Here is a 17,793-nt window from a genome sequence, read left to right on the forward strand (position 1 = left end):
CACCCGAAACGCGAGCTGCTACACAAACCTAGTTAACAACTGGCAAGGGATGGCTTTAAGGGCGCAGGGTAGGAAGCCCGTAGTCATGTTATTGTACAGTAGGTGCTGGTGTTGACAGAAAATTGCTCCTGCATTTTCTGCACTTTCGACATCCATGTCGGTCGTATCGAAGATTTTTGAATAATCTTAGCTGACATCTGGTCACTCGAAAAAAGGTCGCGCCCGCGGACTTTTTTCTTTTTACTGACCCGTCCTAAATAGCATTGTGATTTTTTGTAAACAGCCTAACACTCACAGATTTAAATATTCGATAACCGCCTCAATAAAGCTAGATGTTGAGCATGACCTAACATGTAAATTCAGATATTAAGACCAGTACTGCTAACCAGACTATGCTAGTAGCATTCAACCACCGTAGAGATATTTGTACTTAAATATCTCTACGGTGCTTTTATTTGTTCGGTTATTTATTCTAGAGAAAACGCTAAAATGGACATACTAAATATTTCAGAGGTTCATGAAGTTACTGGCCGTTCTATATCAATTGGAGAAGCAGTTGCTATGGGCGGCTTTGTAGGTGAGGCGGGGGTCGCTGGAGCTGGTAGCATTTTGGTAGGGTGTGGCTATGCGGGCCATTCTTTTGGTACCGCTATTGATTTGGTTGATCTAGGTCGTCGTTTGGTCGGATGGCTCTATGATGTGGCTCATAAAAAACATTAAGCACACTTGATGACTGCAAAGAAAACGCTTTTTATGTGCAGCCTTGGAAGGTTAGTGATACTGGGTCTGAGTGCAACCGGCGGATTGATGATTTATCCAGCGGTAACAGCTGATTACGCTATAGAAGCTCATTTTGTCTGGGGTTTGCTGCCGATAGCTAGTGTGGTGGGGATATTGGTTGCTCGCGATATGAGCCCGAAATAGGGGCTATCTCGTTTTTAAGGACAGTTTATTAAGGACGTAAATTTGTTATACTGATTAGCAAGTTTACGTCGTACTTTTCGAGTTATGGGGCCAATCAACATAGTCAGATATATCTGCTATGGCTTCATCTCTGGCACCGCACTGTGTTAGTTAATGCGTTCCCGTCCCACCACGTCCCCAAAAATCATTACTAAAGGAGACACTGCCTCTAGTTACTTTATCTACTGCTGCAGTTTGTCACGCTTTCAGCGACTCAGGAGGTTAGAAATGATAGTGATAACAGATGAAATTTTACTGCAATTTGCATCAGACTGCTGCGCAAGTAACATACGCTTCCCGTATGAACTCTTAAGAATACTTTCTTCGTCATAGAAACTTCTTTCAGGCCTGACATGCCTCTTTATGGATGTTTCCGTAAAATCTGGGTAGAACCTTATCAGCTTAAACGTACGACAGGCTTCTTTTATTAGCGATAGCGATACTTAACGCCGGTACTCAGGCCAATGTCTTCTCTTATCCTATTAGACGGCTGACAATGCTAACCGTATCCAAGGCCGGGAATTTATTTGGATGGCTGTCTATAGTATACAGATGGTTTAACATTCCTGAGCCAGCCATCGATGCGCTTTCAACCTCCAGATGCATGCAAAACACTAAACTTAATGCTGTGCTTAATGGTATTTGGTTCTTTTACACCATTATGTGCAGAGCAACTGCCAGATGCTAAGGCATCCAATCCGGAAAAATTACAGTGGATGCAGGGCTTTCCTCCTGAACCTGAGCGTTTAATCACACAGCCGCAGAGTAATTTCTTCAGCTTTCCAAAACTCCGGTGGAGCGTTTGTCATATACGTGAACTCATGCCTACGAAACAGGTGAGTCGGGGGATTGTTGGGCCCGGATTATGGCAATCGCGTTTAGCTCCTGACATCGATAAGATTACCTTCAACGCCGGTGATAGCAAAGAGCAGCTAACATGGCGGCAATCTTTAGCGCGTAACTATACCGACGGTATCCTAGTACTTCACAAAGGCGTGATTGTTTACGAGCAATATTTTGGCTGTATGCGTCGTGACGGAAAGCATGCCGCAATGTCTATGACAAAATCACTTATTGGCTTACTTGCCGAAATATTGATTGCAGAGGGTACTCTAGATGATAGGCAACTGGTTAAATCTATCATCCCGGAACTTGCAGATAGTGGGTTTGGCGATGCCACTATTCGTCAGGTGATGGATATGACAACCGCCGTGGACTTTAATGAAGACTACAGTGACCCGGGGGCTGATATATGGCAATACTCTGTGGCCACAGATCCCTTCGCCTCACCTTCTGACGGACAACCGGTTGGTTATTTTGCTTATTTGAAAGGAGTCAAAAAACAGGGAATACATGGCAAAGCGTTTGGCTATCGTACGGTCAATACAGACGTTCTTGGATGGGTCATAGCCAGAAAAACAGGAAAAGATGTGGCCAGTCTACTGAGCGATAAAATTTGGCAGCACATTGATGCGGAGCAGGATGCGTACATGACTGTTGATAGGCTAGGTACACCATTTGCGGGTGGTGGCTTAAGTGCCGGGCTAAGAGACCTGGGGCGGTTGGGGCAGTTGCTTCTTGATGATGGCAAATATAAGAATAAACAAATTATTCCGGCAGCTACCATAGCCAGTATAGAGCAAGGAGGTGATAAAGCGGCATTTGCGAAAGCAGGATATCTGACGTTAGCGGGCGGTAGCTATCGTAGCATGTGGTGGTTATTGCATAACAAAAATAACGCGTATGCGGCCAGAGGAGTTCACGGGCAGACACTCTATATCGACCCTGTGGCTCAAATGGTTATCGTACGCTTTGCTTCTTTTCCGCACGCTAAAAACCATTACATTGATCCCACTTCGCTACCCGCGTATGAGGCGTTAGCAGATTATCTTTTAAAAAAATAACCGCCCGCCTATGCTCGCAGGTATACCATGCTAGAGCTGTCGGTCTATTGGTGATAATCTGATTTGTATATGTATCAGGGAATAGAATTCATGGAAGGTTTTCTGATTGTCGCAGGGCTTGTTGTCTTTGCTTTGCTATTTAATCTGGTTAGTCGGGTAAGAAAGCTTGAAGCACGCCTATATCACCTTGAGAATGTTTCGCCTGAGAGTGCTGCCAATCAGGATGCGCTCCCATCATCGCAGTATGAGCGACAACTTGATGTCGCCAGGGCGCCAGCTCCCGCGCGACGGGCGGCGCGTAAGCGAACGACATCAGTAATATATGATTCATTAATTCGTCAGTTGCAACATAATGGATTGCTATGGCTGGGTGGCGTGACGTTGGCGCTGGGCGGTGTCTTTCTTGCACTCTACGCAATAGAAGCGGGCATTCTGTCACCGGCAATACGGCTGTTCTTAGGTGGTATGTTCGGTATAAGTTTAGTGGCAGTTGCAGAATATCTGACCCGGTACCGGCTTAAATTTAATATTCACACACCTTACATTCCCGCGGCTATCGCCTGTGGCGGTATCATCTGCTGTTATTCCATTATAATGGTGGCGTTTAATGCGTTCTCCCTGATCAGCGCCTCCGCAGCATTTCTTTTATTGGCGATACTGTCACTCTTAGCGACGTGGCTGACTCTGCGCTACGGACTGCTGCTTGCAGTGGTGGGGATAATCGGCGCATACCTGGTGCCAATGCTTATACCCTCGCAAAACAGCTCACTGTTGCACCTGGTTGGTTATCTTAGTGTCGTGACTGCATCAGCAACCTATATCAGTCAGCGAGTTACACTGCCAGCACTGGCGTTAAGCTCACTGGGAATACATATAGCGTTATCATTTGGCGCACTGCTCTCGGCAGAAAGCGTTCATGTAACCGCTGCACTATTAAACGCAGGCGTATTACTTTATCTGTATGGCCTTGTGCCTGTGTCAGGGTGGTCGATGCGTGCGCGCAAAAGCCCTGTGAAGTGGTATCCGTCCAAACAGGGATTGGCAGCTGCTGTTTTATCCTCTTCTTTTATCGCTACTGCTATGTGGTTAAGCAATAGCGCCGCAGAAATATTCACTTTAGGTGCAATGACCACCGTGCTTTTATTGCTGATTACCATCAGGGCCCGCCAGTTTATGCTTTTATCGCCGGCTGCACTTTTGATGACGGGCATAGCAATAGTTGTTGTATCTCTAACTACGTTCAGTGAGCTCACGCTATTCTCACCTTTGACGCTGTTCACCCAAAGTTCAGCGCTGGTACTGAGCATCTTTGGCGTAGTAATGAGCAGACACCACAGGGACAATGGCGCTTTTCATATGCTATACACCCTTAGCGCACCGATGCTCACGCTGTTGCTAGTGACGGTAACAGATGCGCAGGCGGATACGGGTGAAGTGATTGGTGGTCGGACAGTAGTACTCAGTGTATATGGTCTTACTGCTGCCGTTACACTGCTGCGGTGCTCGCATTCATTGACTCAAATGTACGTTACGCTGGCGCTGCACACTAGTCTACTGGCCATAGCCATAATGCAGCTGTCTGGCAGTTTGCTCTCAGTTTTTCTTGCCTGGCAAATGGGCTTATTGATCTTCCAGTCAGCCAGACAAGGAATGTCAGTGCCTGTATGGATATATAAACTTGTCGCACTTGTGCTTATTACCAGACTCACTGTGCTGCTTTGGGGCTGGTCATTATTTTCATCAGATGCCACATCAAACTATTCTCCCTTAACCACCTATGCCCTTGTGCTGATGCCATTGATATTTAGTTACTGGTACGCGTCAGAACTGGTTGTTAGACGTTGGTTTGCCGGTGTCATACTGCATATAGTGGCGCTGATGACCACGAGCCTTTCTGTATGGTGGCTGACGGGGGAAACCCATGTAAGCACCATCAACTATAAAACAGCAGCGCTTTTGGCATGTAACTGGAGCCTCCTGGCTGTAGTTTACCGGTGGCGAAGCAGTCTTTCAGCTGCGCCCAGGGTGCTGAGCGCCTTTTCAGCATTATTGGTAACCGGTGTGCTGATGTTCCATGTAGAGTTGTCAGTGGGTGAAAATCCATTTTTCGAGCATCAATTGTTCAGTACTGAGTATGTAGCAATCTGGCTGACGATTCTGTGGGGGCTACCGGGGCTGGCGCTCTGCACTCTGGGTTATCTTTGGCGGCATGTCCCATTGTTTAAATCAGTGCAGCTGGTGACCGGCGGCGTATCTGTCATTCTTTGGATAAACGCACTTATTCGCTCGGCTTTTCAACATGACTCTCTTTACCTGCATCGCGGGTTTTCACAGTCAGAGCTATATACTTACTCTGTAGTTTGGTTATTACTTGCTACGGCAATACTGTTTACGGCGCAACGGCTGAAATTACCGGGGCTTAAAAAGACAGGTTTTGGCATGCTGCTGCTCGTCGTCTGCAAAGTCTTCTTAATCGATATGAGTCACCTCACCGGCTTATGGCGGGCTGTTTCATTCCTGGGGCTGGGTGGTTCCCTGGTTCTTTTAGGCTGGTTGTTTCAGCGTTTTAGTCAGCCGGCTGAGTCGAAGGAGGTCGTTGTTTAGTGCTGGTCTGATTTGCGTATTGCAGATTTATTGTTCAGATAGTAAAAAGGTTAACAAAAGAACCTTAGACTTTAGTCGTAAAGGTGGCGAAGTTTTACCTGACTGCAACGTATAATCTAACGTTGTAGCAGCTTGCTTGCCTGCACACCGTTTTACCTTTTATCGCCTGCGGGTCGATTGATAATAACGATATATAAACAATGACAACATAACGCATCTCTGCGCTACCAGGACTACACTATGCAATCAATTACCATAGTCTTACTGGGTATTGTCGGCATGATTATCGGGTGGTTTTTCTACTCGAAATTCATAGCGACCAAAATATTCAGGCTCGACGACAATAACGTCACACCCGCCCATGAACTAAACGACGGTAAGGACTTTGTTCCTACCAACAAAGTTGTGCTTTGGGGGCATCACTTTACATCTGTAGCGGGCGCAGCACCCATCGTAGGACCTGCTATTGCCGTCTACTGGGGGTGGGTTCCTGCTGTACTTTGGGTGGTATTCGGCACCATCCTTTTTGCCGGTGTCCATGATATGGGTGCTTTGTGGGCAAGTGCCCGCCATAAAGGTAAATCGATGGGGGCGCTGTCAGAATCGGTTATCGGTAAGCGTACCCGCTCATTGTTTATGATCGTTATCTTCCTGGTCCTGTTAATGGTAAATGCTGTATTTGGCGTGGTTATCGCAAACTCGTTTGTGGATCAGCCCAATGCGGTATTCCCGGCATGGACGGCCATCGCGGTAGCGCTGATTATCGGTCAGTTACTGAAGCGAAACTTCAGCCTGATACCAATGTGTGTTGTCGGTATTATTGTGCTTTATGCTTCAGTGTACGCCGGCAGTTACATTCCTATAGAGTTGCCTGAAACCATGTTCGGACTGGCAGATACAGCTAACTGGATTATCATTCTGTTTATCTATGCAGCTATCGCATCTTTGCTGCCTGTATGGATGCTGCTTCAACCCCGCGACTTTATTAATGGTATGCAGCTGATTGTCGGCCTGCTTTTGCTATACGGCGCCGTATTCTTTGCTATGCCTGATATTACCGCGCCTGCGTTTAATTCGCAGACAGCTGAAAGTACACCCAGCATTATTCCCTTACTGTTCGTTACTATCGCGTGCGGCGCTGTGTCTGGTTTCCACGGTATAGTGGCATCGGGCACAAGTTCAAAGCAGCTAAATAAAGAAACTGATGCCCGCTTTGTCGGTTATCTTGGCGCGGTAGGTGAGGGCAGCCTGGCACTTATTACTATCGTCGCCGTTTCAGGTGTTGCTCTGGCAGCTTCGCCCGAGGAGTGGCACGAAGTATACAGTCACCTTGGTGCAGGCAGTGTATCAGCGTTTATTAATGGTGGTGCAAACCTTATCGCCTCAGGGTGGGGATTGCCGGTGGACTTCTCATCAACAATTCTTGCCACGATGGTCGTTCTTTTCGCCGGTACCACGATGGACTCAGGTGTAAGATTACAGCGCTACATCATTCAGGAATGGGGCGAAATATACAGCCTTAATGCACTTAAGAACGGTGCTGTTGCAACACTTCTGGCCGTAGGAACTTGCTTATTGCTGGCCTTCGGTGCGGGTGGCTCCTCAGGTAGTGGCGGTATGATTATCTGGCCGCTGTTTGGTTCAACCAATCAGATTCTGGCAAGTCTCACGCTGCTGGTGATCTCCGTAATGCTAATCAAGTTGGGCCGGCCTGCCAGATACACTTTGATTCCCATGTTTTTCGTGCTGGTAATGGCGTTCTTTGCCGGCATAATTAAACTTAAGGAATACTATCTGGCTGAAAATTACCTTCTGGTCTTTTTAGATGCTGTGGTATTGATCGTCAGTGTTCTGGTAATGCTGGAAGCTTGGTCAGTTATTTCACGCTTTAAAAAGGGTGAAGCAACAACTGGCTAATGTTTAGTTGTGCTGTTCGCGCATTTCGGGCGTATCTACCGCAATGCGTGACAAAGCCCGATGCCACTCTAAACAAAAAACACCGTCGTAAGGCGGTGTTTTTGTCTGTGGGAACAATCAGTCTGCTTTGCTTGTAACTTTCGCTGACTTGCCCATAATGGGCGTTGATGTAACTTAAATTTCGGAATCCACGGATGTTTCTACTTATTGTCTATGTGTTTATTGCACTAGGCTTTTCGTTCCTTTGCAGTATTGCTGAAGCCGTCATTCTCAGTGTGTCTTCAGCGTATATTTCAGTGCTGGAGAAAGAAGAACGCCCCAGTGGTAGTTTACTGCGCAGTCTGACAGAGAATATTAACAAGCCGCTATCGGCCATTTTAAGCTTAAATACTATCGCCCATACTATGGGAGCTGCCGGTGCAGGCGCTCAGGCGGCGGTGGTTTTTGGCGAAGCGTACCTTGGCGTAATATCGGCCGTATTAACACTGCTGATACTTATCTTTTCTGAAATTATTCCTAAAACGGTGGGCGCAACTTACTGGCGTGCGCTGGCACCAGCCACCGCCTTTTTCCTGAAATACCTTACGATTGCAATGTATCCGTTTGTGGTGATGTCTGAAAAACTGACTAAAGGTTTTAAAGAGGACAGCCCGCTGCGGGGGCTTAGTCGTAACGAGCTACAGGCGATGGCAGAGTTATCAGGGCAGGAGGGGCAGCTGGCTCAGCAAGAGGCAGCATTGATGCAAAGCCTGCTAAGCATGCACGAGCTAAAAGTAAAAGATGCTATGACGCATCGTACAGCCATGTTCTCAGTTAGCGAGGAGCTTACCGTAGAAGCGTTTTTCAATCAGCATGCAAAAATAGAATACTCCAGAATCCCGATTTTTGAAGAAGATGATTCTGAGAATATCGCCGGATTTGTGATGCGTTCAGACCTGCTGGTCGCACAGGCTAAAGGCGAGGTTGATAAGCCACTGAAAAACTATGCGATATCGATGGTGACGGTGCTCAACACGATGCCGCTGCCCAGTATTTTCGATCAGTTTCTGCAAAAGCGGGTTCATATACTGCTGGTGGTTGATGAATACGGTGGCCTTGAAGGCATAGTCACATTGGAAGACTTACTCGAAAACCTGCTGGGAATCGATATTGTGGATGAGAAAGACACAACAGTCAGCATGCGCCGTTTTGCCAATATGATGGCTAAACGCCGTCAGCGTATGATGATGAAGCATGCCAGCAGCGACGATGATGAGGATATCAAGCCATCCTGACCGGGATGGATACGGTGACGGTAACACCGTCTTTATCAGGGCTATCTGCAATATCTATACTGCCTTTATGGTACTGACAGATTATTGAGGCAATATAGAGGCCCAGACCAAGGTGCGGTGTCGCGTCATCAGTGGTTGTGGCAGCCTGCCGAACTGAAACCATAGAATGCAGTAACTGATTTTTCATGTCAGGCGGCAGTACAGGGCCCTGATTAGTTACCGTCAGCACCAGTTGTTTTGCCTGTTTATGGGCATTGACTTCAATAGTGCTGTCGGGGGCACTAAACTCAACAGCATTCGTGATAACTTTATCCAGCATCTGAGCAAACAGCTCAGGCGACCCGTTTGCAACCATTTCGGACTGCGGAAGCGTTAGTGAAAGCCTGCGTTCGGGGTAGGTATGCCGGTAACTTTCCACACATCCTTTAATTACTTCAATTATCGGATAGTCTTCTTTGGAATCCTGAGCGATGGCATGCTCCAGCCGGGTTGCTTCACTCATACTATTCAGTATATTGCTCAGCCGCGCCAACCCTGACTGCGCCCTTGCAGTAAATACTTGCTGCTGATCTTTATCCGATGCGTGCTCGAGCATATCCAGCGAAGATCGCACTACCGCAACCGGTGTGCGCAGCTCGTGAGATAATCGTGAGGCCATATTCTCAAGATAAGAATTATATTGCTGGAGGCGACCCAGTACATCGGCAAACGCATGATGAAGATCGCCTATTTCATCGAAGCGTCGCGCCGCGGGAAGTTGCCCGACGATTTTACCGTTGTCATCAATCACCGACTCAGTATCATCGCGCAGCTTTCTAACCCTGCCGGATAGGCGATTAGCAAATAAAGCCAGGGCCGTGATACCTAAAAGCATTACTGCCAGTATGACGTTAAACAGCTCTTCGAGTGCCTGATTTCGCAGCGTTCGTATCCCGTTAGTAGTTTGCTCTACCACCACGGCGCCCATGACCTGCTTATTGATAAAAATAGGGTAGGCGGCCGATAATATTACCGCTTTGTTGTCAGGGGTAAGACGCCAGAGAGTTTCAGATTCGCCAGCTAACGCACCATTGATATCCTGGCCAGCAAGCGCATACGCATTTTCAAGCTCGTCGACGAAGTCTGCAGGCGGGCGGGTGAGTATGCGGTAATAAAGTGGCACCAGCCACTGCTGTTCAACGTATCGCCACCATGAATCGTCTTTAGTGGTGCCTGGCACATTAAGTCCGCTGGACGACTGAATATTACCCGCGCGGGCTAAAACCCGCTTATGCTTATCAACGACCCACACCCGCGAATCGGCATACTCCAGTCCAGCCAGAATGCGTTCGATTTCGGGAGAGGGCGTGACAACCGTCCCCAGAGCGCTCACTTCGTTTGGGTTGGCAGTGCCTATGGCGTACTTTTTAGTGCGCAATTTCGGGTCATCCACATCTACCAGTGCAAAGGCCAGAGATCCGGATGTCATCGACAAGGGAAAGCGCAGTTCAATGCTATAGCCGTTCTCTGTTTGTTGCCAGTTGCCCTGAATTCGAAGTGCGGAACTTTGCGCCCGGTAACTCTCGGCATCGTCCGGCAGATGGTAAGCATTGACCCAACCTGATTTGTAGGGGGCAATAATATATCGCTGTAGTTCCCCGCTCTCATTGGTTAATCCGATAAGTAAGTGATCACTCCGGTCAACTGAGAGGCTGTTTTCTCCGCGCCAGATAACCGCATCATCGGTAACATCAAACTGGGCGTAAAGGTAATTTCCATGTCTGGCCACCATATGAGAGAACGCCATAGACACGGGTACAAACGGTGGCGCCTGACCAAAGCGGGTGACAATTTGTGATTCACCATATTGGCGGGCGAGATGCGCCACACTTTGCCAGTCGCCCAGCGCACCATCCAGGCGGACAGGGCCGGCAATCGGCGGTGCGTAAAGGTCGGTACCCGGCCTGACGTTTTTCAGATAGGCAGACTGACTGTCAAAAAGCGCTGGTCGCTCATGCAGTGCGGTAGCCACAGCCCGTGCCGTCCCCAGCAGCGTTTGCTCCTGTCCGGCACGAAGATACTGTTCCAGCTCCCACACATATTTATATCCCAGCCAGGGGATAGCTAACAGCAGCAGCGAAACAATCAGTAACTGTAATCGAATGGAGAAGCGAATACGCACAGCCCTTCACTATTCCTGCCACCGATATCCCATACCGTAGACCGTATCGATATGGTCAAAGGTATCGTCTATCTGCATGAATTTTTTTCTGATGCGTTTTATGTGTGAAGTAATCGTTGTGTCGTCCACGACCATTCGGGACTCGTCCATCAGCTGTTGACGGCTTTTTACATGGCCGGGGTGTCGAATCAAAGCGTGCAGCATCCAGAATTCTGTCACCGTCAGGGCTACTGGTTGCTGCTTCCACGTGACTGTCATTCGACTGGCATCTACAAGCAAGTGACCCAGGCGATACTGATCAGACTGAACCTTGGGTGTGGACAGTAAATCAGTACGGCGAAATAGCGCTGCTATCCGCGCCAGTAAATGCGCCATACTGATATCTTTGGTCAGGTAATCATCCGCGCCCATACGCAACCCACTGATTGTATCGACATCATTATCCCGGGCGGTAAAAAAGATGATGGGTAGTGAGCCTGAAAGCTGCCGAAGCTGTTGGCACAGCATGAAACCACCTTCTGTTTCATCATTGAGGCCAATGTCGATAATTGCCAAATCGGGCAGCTTCTCGTTAAATGCCTGCGATGCGCAAGGGCGATCCCGGTACGCATTGACCTGGTAACCCTGGGCTTCCAAAGCTAATTTATAATTATCGCGGATAACTGCATCGTCTTCTACCAAAGCAATAGTGCGTGGCATAACACTTTCCAATTCAATAAATTCTTACAAACCGGAGGCTACTATACACAACAAATTCAGGTGCATTGCAACTACGGCAAAAAAACCATATGACGGCCACAATTGTGACACATTTGCACTAATTATCGACGCTAGCCCAAACAATTGTGCTTCGGGTGACGCTTTTCATCATACTTTTTCACTGGTTAGCCATTTTTGATTCCGAAGTTTGCCTGAGTGCGTTGGTTTACTTGTGTCTGTCGAACACACCTAAGAAGGAAAAGACAATGAGAACACGTATCGCACATTCGGTTTTATTGATTTTAGCACTAAGCGGCACCGCCCACGCCTCAACAGAAAACCACACTCAGGAAACACTTAAAGCGCGACAGGATAAAGCTGTTGGTATCGGGCTGGGTACTGGCGTGCTTGTCGGGGCTATCATTGGCGGGCCAATTGGGGCAGCGGCTGCAGGCATGTTCGGAGCGGTAATGGGAGATAACATTGTTAAGACCGACGCGCTTGAAGACACGCAGCAAACATTGGCCAAAACCCAGTTGGACTTAACGTTCTCCGAGCAGGCTTTACTCAGTGCAGACGCCAGTATCGAGAAAATGCAAAATAAACAGCGAGTCTGGCAGAATATCCAAAGTGCAATCCAGTTCAAGACAGGCTCTGATGAATTGGAAGTCGCTTACAAGGCGCAACTGAACCGAATTGCAAAGGTCCTCGAGGAGCACCCTGACTTATTTCTGGAGTTGACCGGTTATGCAGATCGCCGCGGCGATGAGACGTTCAACCTGGCGTTGTCTAATCAGCGGGCAAATAGCGTTAAGGCCTATTTGATAGAAAAGGGGGTTGACAGTAAGCAGTTACTTACCTCGGCGATGGGCGAGATGGACCGTGACAATGATACACTGAGCCGCGAGATGTTGTTCTTCGACAGAAAGGTCGTAATGACCCTGCGCGGTGAGCAGGACGCCCTGACTGCAGCGCAATAACTTTTGCGATATGCCCGGTGCTTAACGATAGCGCCGGGTTTTACCCCGTCACCATAACCCCCACTCTCCGTATTGCTCTACCGCGAAAAGCTGCAATTTATCCGTTTGTGATAAATTTTGTCTTGAAAATACGCTTTTCAAACACATCTGTTTACGATTCTGTATATTAGTGTCACGCAAAAACCTGTTCTTGCAGGCAGATGTTAGACATCGAGCCGAAGTAACACCCTTTCAACAGGCTGTAATATGAATGCATTAGATATATCCGGTTTGAAAAAGACCTATAAAGGCGGCGTAAAAGCGCTCAAAGGTCTGGACCTGACCGTTCGCGACGGTGACTTTTTCGCGTTACTGGGCCCCAACGGGGCCGGGAAGTCGACAACCATAGGAATTATCAGTTCCCTGGTCAATCCCAGTGACGGCCAGGTCAGCGTATTCGGGTACGACCTGCACACCCAAAAAGAGGCAGCAAAAGCCTGTATCGGGCTGGTGCCTCAGGAGTTTAACTTTAATCAGTTTGAAACGGTTCTGCAGATAGTACTTAATCAGGCCGGCTATTACGGTGTACCGCGCAGTACAGCCAAAGAACGTGCACAGAAATACCTGACGCAGCTGGACTTGTGGGAGAAACGTAACGCACGCGCTCGCGAACTGTCAGGTGGTATGAAGCGACGCCTGATGATTGCCCGTGCACTGATGCACGAGCCTAAGCTATTGATTCTGGATGAGCCAACCGCGGGTGTGGATATTGAAATCCGCCGCTCCATGTGGACATTTTTAAAACAAATCAATGAGCAGGGAATCACCATCATTCTGACCACTCACTATCTGGAAGAGGCTGAGAGTCTGTGCCGCAATATTGCGATTATTGATAAAGGGGTCATCGTTGAAAACACCACGATGCGTGCACTTTTATCTACGTTGAGTACAGAAACGTTCATTCTGGATCTGGCCGAGTCTGACCAGCAGCCTTCACTGAAAGGCTTTGCATTCCGGGTAGTGGATGACCACACACTTGAAGTAGATGTTGAGAAGCAAGAGGGTCTTAATCCGGTATTCTCACAATTATCAGAGCAAGGGTTTCAGGTGCTCAGTATGAGAAACAAAGCCAACCGACTGGAAGAGCTTTTCGTCAGGCTGGTGGAATCGGGCAGACAGCAGCAGGGGGAAGCACGTGCATAAACAAAATAACTGGGTAGCGCTTAATACAATCTGGATAAAAGAATGTACCCGCTTTCTGCGCATCTGGGTACAGACCCTGGTGCCCCCGGCAATTACCATGAGTCTGTACTTTGTCATCTTTGGTAACCTGATTGGCGACCGGATTGGGCGTATGGATGGGTTTACCTACATGGAATTTATCGTTCCGGGTTTGATCATGATGTCGGTGATTACCAATTCCTATTCTAATGTGAGCTCGTCGTTTTTCAGCGCCAAATTTCAACGTAATGTTGAGGAGCTGCTTGTGGCACCGGTGCCTACGTCCGTCATTATTGCCGGCTACGTGGGAGGCGGTGTCGCCCGCTCAATGCTGATAGGTATTATTGTAACGCTGGTGTCACTGTTTTTTGTCGACGTGCAAATTCACAATCCGTTGGTTATTGTGACGGTTGTCTTACTTACTTCTGTATTGTTTTCAACAGCAGGCTTAATCAATGCGGTCTTTGCCAAGAGCTTCGACGATATCAGCGTGGTGCCGACATTTGTACTGACACCGCTGACCTATCTGGGCGGCGTGTTTTACTCACTATCGCTGTTACCTGAATTCTGGCAGATTGTTAGTAAAGCCAATCCGGTGGTTTATATGGTCAACGGGTTTCGGTATGGCTTTTTAGGGGTGTCAGATGTCGGAATAACCACCTCGCTGTCACTGTTAGTGGGCTTTAATATTTTACTTTTCGGCGTAGCGTATTATCTGCTTAAAACCGGCAAGGGTATTCGAAGCTGATGACCAAAATTACCGGAAACTCACGCAGCGTTGATTCCGCGCAGACCGGACCACATGAAAAGCTGGACGAGCTGGTTAAACGTTATCAGCATAGTCAAAGCAAGCGCCCTGTCAGCGCGCATACGCAGCAGGCGTTTGATGAGGTGATGACGTGGCTGGATGGCTGGCAGGGGCCACTCATCCTCGACTCCTGCTGTGGCGTGGGTGAAAGCACAGCAAGACTGGCTCTGGCCAATCCAGAGGCAAAAGTGATTGGGCTGGATAAATCAGAGGCGCGGGTAGCCAAGCATATGCATTATCAGCAGCAAGCCGCTAACTATCGCGTACAGCGTGCTGATGTTATCGACTTCTGGCGTTTGCTGAATCAACAGAGCATAAGGGTTACCCACCATTGCCTGTTTTATCCAAATCCTTACCCCAAAAGCTCCCAGGTACAAAAACGATGGCATGGCAGTGCCGCTTTTGCTGACTTAATGGCGCTGACAGGAAATGTGGAAGTCAGAAGTAACTGGCTGATTTATTTGCTTGAATTTGCCCAGGCTGCTGCGCACTATGGCGTTAAAGGAGATTTGCAACAAGTGCCTGAAGGCGAAGACTTTACGCCCTTTGAGCGTAAGTACCGAGCCAGTGGCCAGATTTGCTGGCAGCTTAGCTGCCAGTCTGAAGAAGCAAGCTAAATATTATCCAGAGACGGTTTTGGTGTACTGAACACAAAGCCCTGAGCATAGTGAATGGGTAGACGCTCGACAATTTCCAGTGTGGTTGTATCTTCTACATGCTCTGCAATTACACTGACTTTGTGGGCAGCAGCCTGCTCGCAGACATAATCGACATATTCCTGCACCGCCGGGTTAGTATCGTATTGCCTGATAAGTCCGCCGTCCAGTTTGATGCCACGCAGCGGCATGGCAAGCAAGCTCTTGATGTTTCCCGGCACTCGCCCGACGTTATCTACAAATACGCCTACGCCCAGCTCCTGAACCCGCCCGACGACCTCGGCAAGGAGGGGAATGTTCTGCATCGCGGTCTTTGCACTAACCTCTATACTGACTTTAGTGGCAGCTGCAGGGTCACTTAAGTGCGTTTTAAGCAGGTTAAGCAGAGATGGGTTTTTCAAATCTGATAAGTCGACGTTGATATTCCAGCATACATGCTTATCGGCAAAATAGCGGGCGCTTTGATGAAACATGGTTTCAGTAAGCTGCTGAACATGATTGTGCCGCTCAATTAAGTACAGGAACTCATTGGGCAGGTACACTTTTTCACTGGGAGTAACTAACCGGGCAAGGCATTCATAACGCCAGACTCTGTCGTGCTGCAAATCGACAATCGGTTGAAAATAAGGGACAATATCTTCGAGCCGAAAAGGATCTGTAATTTCGCGTATCGGCATGACCGTTTTCCTTTCTTATCATCTACTCACTATAGCAAAGCCAACAATAAAACCAATTCTCAATGTGGGTAACAAGAAAATACGGTTATGTAATAAAGATAACTTATTGTACGAATAAAGAGAATAAAAGGCTGAACACTTCGCGACGGCTTGGCGTGAATGCTAATATGGGGTAAAGTTCGGCTCCTTTGAAAGTCATAATTAAACTTTCAGCATTAAGAACAAATAGCGTAAGGCGGTTAGCCAGTTGCACCGACAATGCAGCTGACCGTCAGGTCCGGTTTCGGATAAACAGAGGTGTGTTGAGTGGTGGGTGAAGCACAGGTTAGTCTTAAGCACTTGTTTCGGGTCTTTACCAAACCTGAACACAAAGACTCAAAATTAGCACAGATTGAGCAGCACTTGTCCGATAACATCATGGACTTTCTGTCTCAGCATGTGGTGACAAAGAAAACCTCGCTGGAAGAAATCGAGCAGGACTTTTCTCTGCCTGCTGTACCTGAGTCGCCTGAATTTGTTTCGTCTCATGCAGAATCGTTGCTTGAGAAGCTGGTGGCACACTCGGTAAATACATACTCGCCTACTTTCATTGGTCATATGACCTCTGCACTACCTTATTTTCATCTTCCGCTTTCTAAACTTCTGGTCGGCCTGAACCAGAATCTGGTTAAAATTGAGACATCAAAAGCCTTTACGCCCCTGGAGCGTCAGGTGCTTGGTATGATGCACAACCTGATTTATGACCGTGATGAGCCGTTTTACGAAGAATATCTGCACAGCGCTCGTCATGCATTAGGCGCATTTTGTTCAGGCGGTACTATTGCTAACATCACAGCACTGTGGGTCGCACGTAACAAGCTATTGGGGCCACAGCCAGGCTTTTCCGGTGTCGCCCGGGCGGGATTAGCTGCTGCATACCGACATTATGATATCGGTAACCTTGGCGTTATCTGCTCCAAACGCGGCCACTATTCACTGTCAAAGGCGGTTGATGCATTAGGTCTTGGCAGAGAACAGCTGCTAAGCCTGCCGTGTCCTGCACAAACGCTAAACCCTGAAGATGCTTTGCGTGAAGGCCGGCGTTATCAGGAAGCCGGTAATAAAGTGTTGGCGATTGTAGGTATTGGAGGTACCACTGAAACCGGTCATGTTGATCCTCTCGATGAGCTTGCGGATGTGGCCAAAGAATTAGGCTGCTGGTTCCATGTGGACGCTGCCTGGGGCGGTGCGACCTTATTTTCATCGAATAACCGGTCTAAGTTAAACGGTATCGCCAAAGCGGACTCGGTGACCATTGACGCGCATAAGCAAATGTATGTCCCTATGGGCGCAGGGATGGCTATTTTCAAAGATCCTGAAGATGCCAATGCTGTTCGCCACCATGCACAATACATCTTGCGGGAAGGGTCAAAAGATTTGGGTGCTACCACGCTGGAAGGCTCGAGAAATGGCATGGCGATGATGGTTTACTCAACGCTTCATATACTGGGGCGCCGTGGCTATGAGCTCATTATTGATCAGAATATTGAAAAGGCGCAGTCCTTCGCATCGATGATTGATGCACATGAAGACTTCGCGCTGACAACGACTCCCACTTTGTCACTACTCACTTACCGGGTTTGTCCGCCGCAGGTGCAAAAAGCACTCAGCGTTGCCGGTGATGCGGATAAAGTGCGCCTGAATCAAAAAGTCGATCGCCTGGTGGTGGGTGTACAAAAAGCACAGCGTGAAGCCGGGAAGTCGTTTGTGTCGCGGACACGTTTGGAGTGCCCTAACACAAATTCGCAGGCTATTACCGTATTCAGGGTAGTGCTTGCAAACCCGCTGACCACAAAAACTGATTTACAGAATATTCTGGCAGAACAGGTCGAACTTGCGAAAGGTATGAGGATCTGGAAAGAGCTTATTAAGCTGGCTGACCAGGTTTCCCACACGTCAGCCAGTGTGTAA

At 48.2% G+C, this 17,793-nt stretch carries 13 protein-coding genes; 10 read left to right on the forward strand and 3 right to left on the reverse strand.

Annotated elements, in window-relative coordinates; genetic code table 11:
- Positions 1-489 precede the first annotated feature (489 nt).
- The 5 genes from FBQ74_RS01930 (at position 490) to FBQ74_RS01950 (ending at position 8,662) form a co-directional block, all read left to right on the forward strand.
- A complete protein-coding gene (locus tag FBQ74_RS01930; protein WP_139755070.1) occupies positions 490-720 on the forward strand; it encodes a hypothetical protein in 231 nt (76 codons plus the stop codon).
- 878 nt (positions 721-1,598) lie between these two features.
- Positions 1,599-2,867 carry a serine hydrolase domain-containing protein gene (locus tag FBQ74_RS01935; protein ID WP_232371959.1) on the forward strand — a complete coding sequence of 423 codons (1,269 nt, stop codon included), beginning with the start codon at positions 1,599-1,601 and terminating at the stop codon, positions 2,865-2,867.
- Between the two features lie 90 nt (positions 2,868-2,957).
- Positions 2,958-5,471, forward strand: coding sequence for a DUF2339 domain-containing protein (locus FBQ74_RS01940; protein ID WP_168190590.1), 2,514 nt, complete (start codon positions 2,958-2,960; stop codon positions 5,469-5,471).
- 240 nt (positions 5,472-5,711) lie between these two features.
- The gene (locus FBQ74_RS01945; protein WP_139755072.1) at positions 5,712-7,388 is read left to right on the forward strand and encodes a carbon starvation CstA family protein; all 1,677 of its coding nucleotides are present in this window, start codon (positions 5,712-5,714) and stop codon (positions 7,386-7,388) included.
- A gap of 194 nt (positions 7,389-7,582) precedes the next feature.
- The gene (locus tag FBQ74_RS01950; RefSeq protein ID WP_139755073.1) at positions 7,583-8,662 is read left to right on the forward strand and encodes a CNNM domain-containing protein; all 1,080 of its coding nucleotides are present in this window, start codon (positions 7,583-7,585) and stop codon (positions 8,660-8,662) included.
- On the opposite strand, the gene pdsS is transcribed toward FBQ74_RS01950, so the two are convergent.
- Together pdsS and pdsR are read right to left on the reverse strand one after the other, a co-directional pair.
- On the reverse strand, positions 8,649-10,823 hold the full coding sequence (gene pdsS / locus FBQ74_RS01955) for a proteobacterial dedicated sortase system histidine kinase (protein ID WP_139755074.1): 2,175 nt from the start codon (positions 10,821-10,823) through the stop codon (positions 8,649-8,651). The two genes, FBQ74_RS01950 and pdsS, sit on opposite strands and share 14 nt — an antisense overlap.
- Positions 10,824-10,832: 9 nt before the next feature.
- A complete protein-coding gene (gene pdsR, locus FBQ74_RS01960; protein ID WP_139755075.1) occupies positions 10,833-11,522 on the reverse strand; it encodes a proteobacterial dedicated sortase system response regulator in 690 nt (229 codons plus the stop codon).
- A gap of 266 nt (positions 11,523-11,788) precedes the next feature.
- On the opposite strand from pdsR, the gene pdsO reads away from it, so the two are divergent.
- From pdsO to trmB, 4 genes are all read left to right on the forward strand, one after another.
- Complete coding sequence (pdsO, locus tag FBQ74_RS01965; RefSeq protein ID WP_139755076.1) at positions 11,789-12,502, forward strand: sortase-associated OmpA-like protein PdsO; 714 nt, start codon at positions 11,789-11,791, stop codon at positions 12,500-12,502.
- Positions 12,503-12,748: 246 nt separating this feature from the next.
- Positions 12,749-13,684 (forward strand): ABC transporter ATP-binding protein, encoded by a 936-nt coding sequence (locus FBQ74_RS01970; RefSeq protein WP_139755077.1) that lies wholly within the window; start codon positions 12,749-12,751, stop codon positions 13,682-13,684.
- Positions 13,677-14,450, forward strand: coding sequence for an ABC transporter permease (locus FBQ74_RS01975; RefSeq protein WP_139755078.1), 774 nt, complete (start codon positions 13,677-13,679; stop codon positions 14,448-14,450). Before FBQ74_RS01970 ends, FBQ74_RS01975 begins: the two co-directional genes overlap by 8 nt.
- Positions 14,450-15,127, forward strand: coding sequence for a tRNA (guanine(46)-N(7))-methyltransferase TrmB (gene trmB / locus FBQ74_RS01980; RefSeq protein WP_139755079.1), 678 nt, complete (start codon positions 14,450-14,452; stop codon positions 15,125-15,127). Before FBQ74_RS01975 ends, trmB begins: the two co-directional genes overlap by 1 nt.
- Here trmB and FBQ74_RS01985 read toward each other — a convergent pair.
- Positions 15,124-15,843 (reverse strand): EAL domain-containing protein, encoded by a 720-nt coding sequence (locus FBQ74_RS01985; protein ID WP_139755080.1) that lies wholly within the window; start codon positions 15,841-15,843, stop codon positions 15,124-15,126. The two genes, trmB and FBQ74_RS01985, sit on opposite strands and share 4 nt — an antisense overlap.
- A 309-nt stretch (positions 15,844-16,152) precedes the next feature.
- On the opposite strand from FBQ74_RS01985, the gene panP reads away from it, so the two are divergent.
- Complete coding sequence (panP, locus tag FBQ74_RS01990) at positions 16,153-17,793, forward strand: pyridoxal-dependent aspartate 1-decarboxylase PanP (protein WP_139757853.1); 1,641 nt, start codon at positions 16,153-16,155, stop codon at positions 17,791-17,793.

Origin of the sequence: Salinimonas iocasae, assembly GCF_006228385.1 — a bacterium.
GTDB classification, from domain to species: Bacteria; Pseudomonadota; Gammaproteobacteria; order Enterobacterales; family Alteromonadaceae; genus Alteromonas; species Alteromonas iocasae.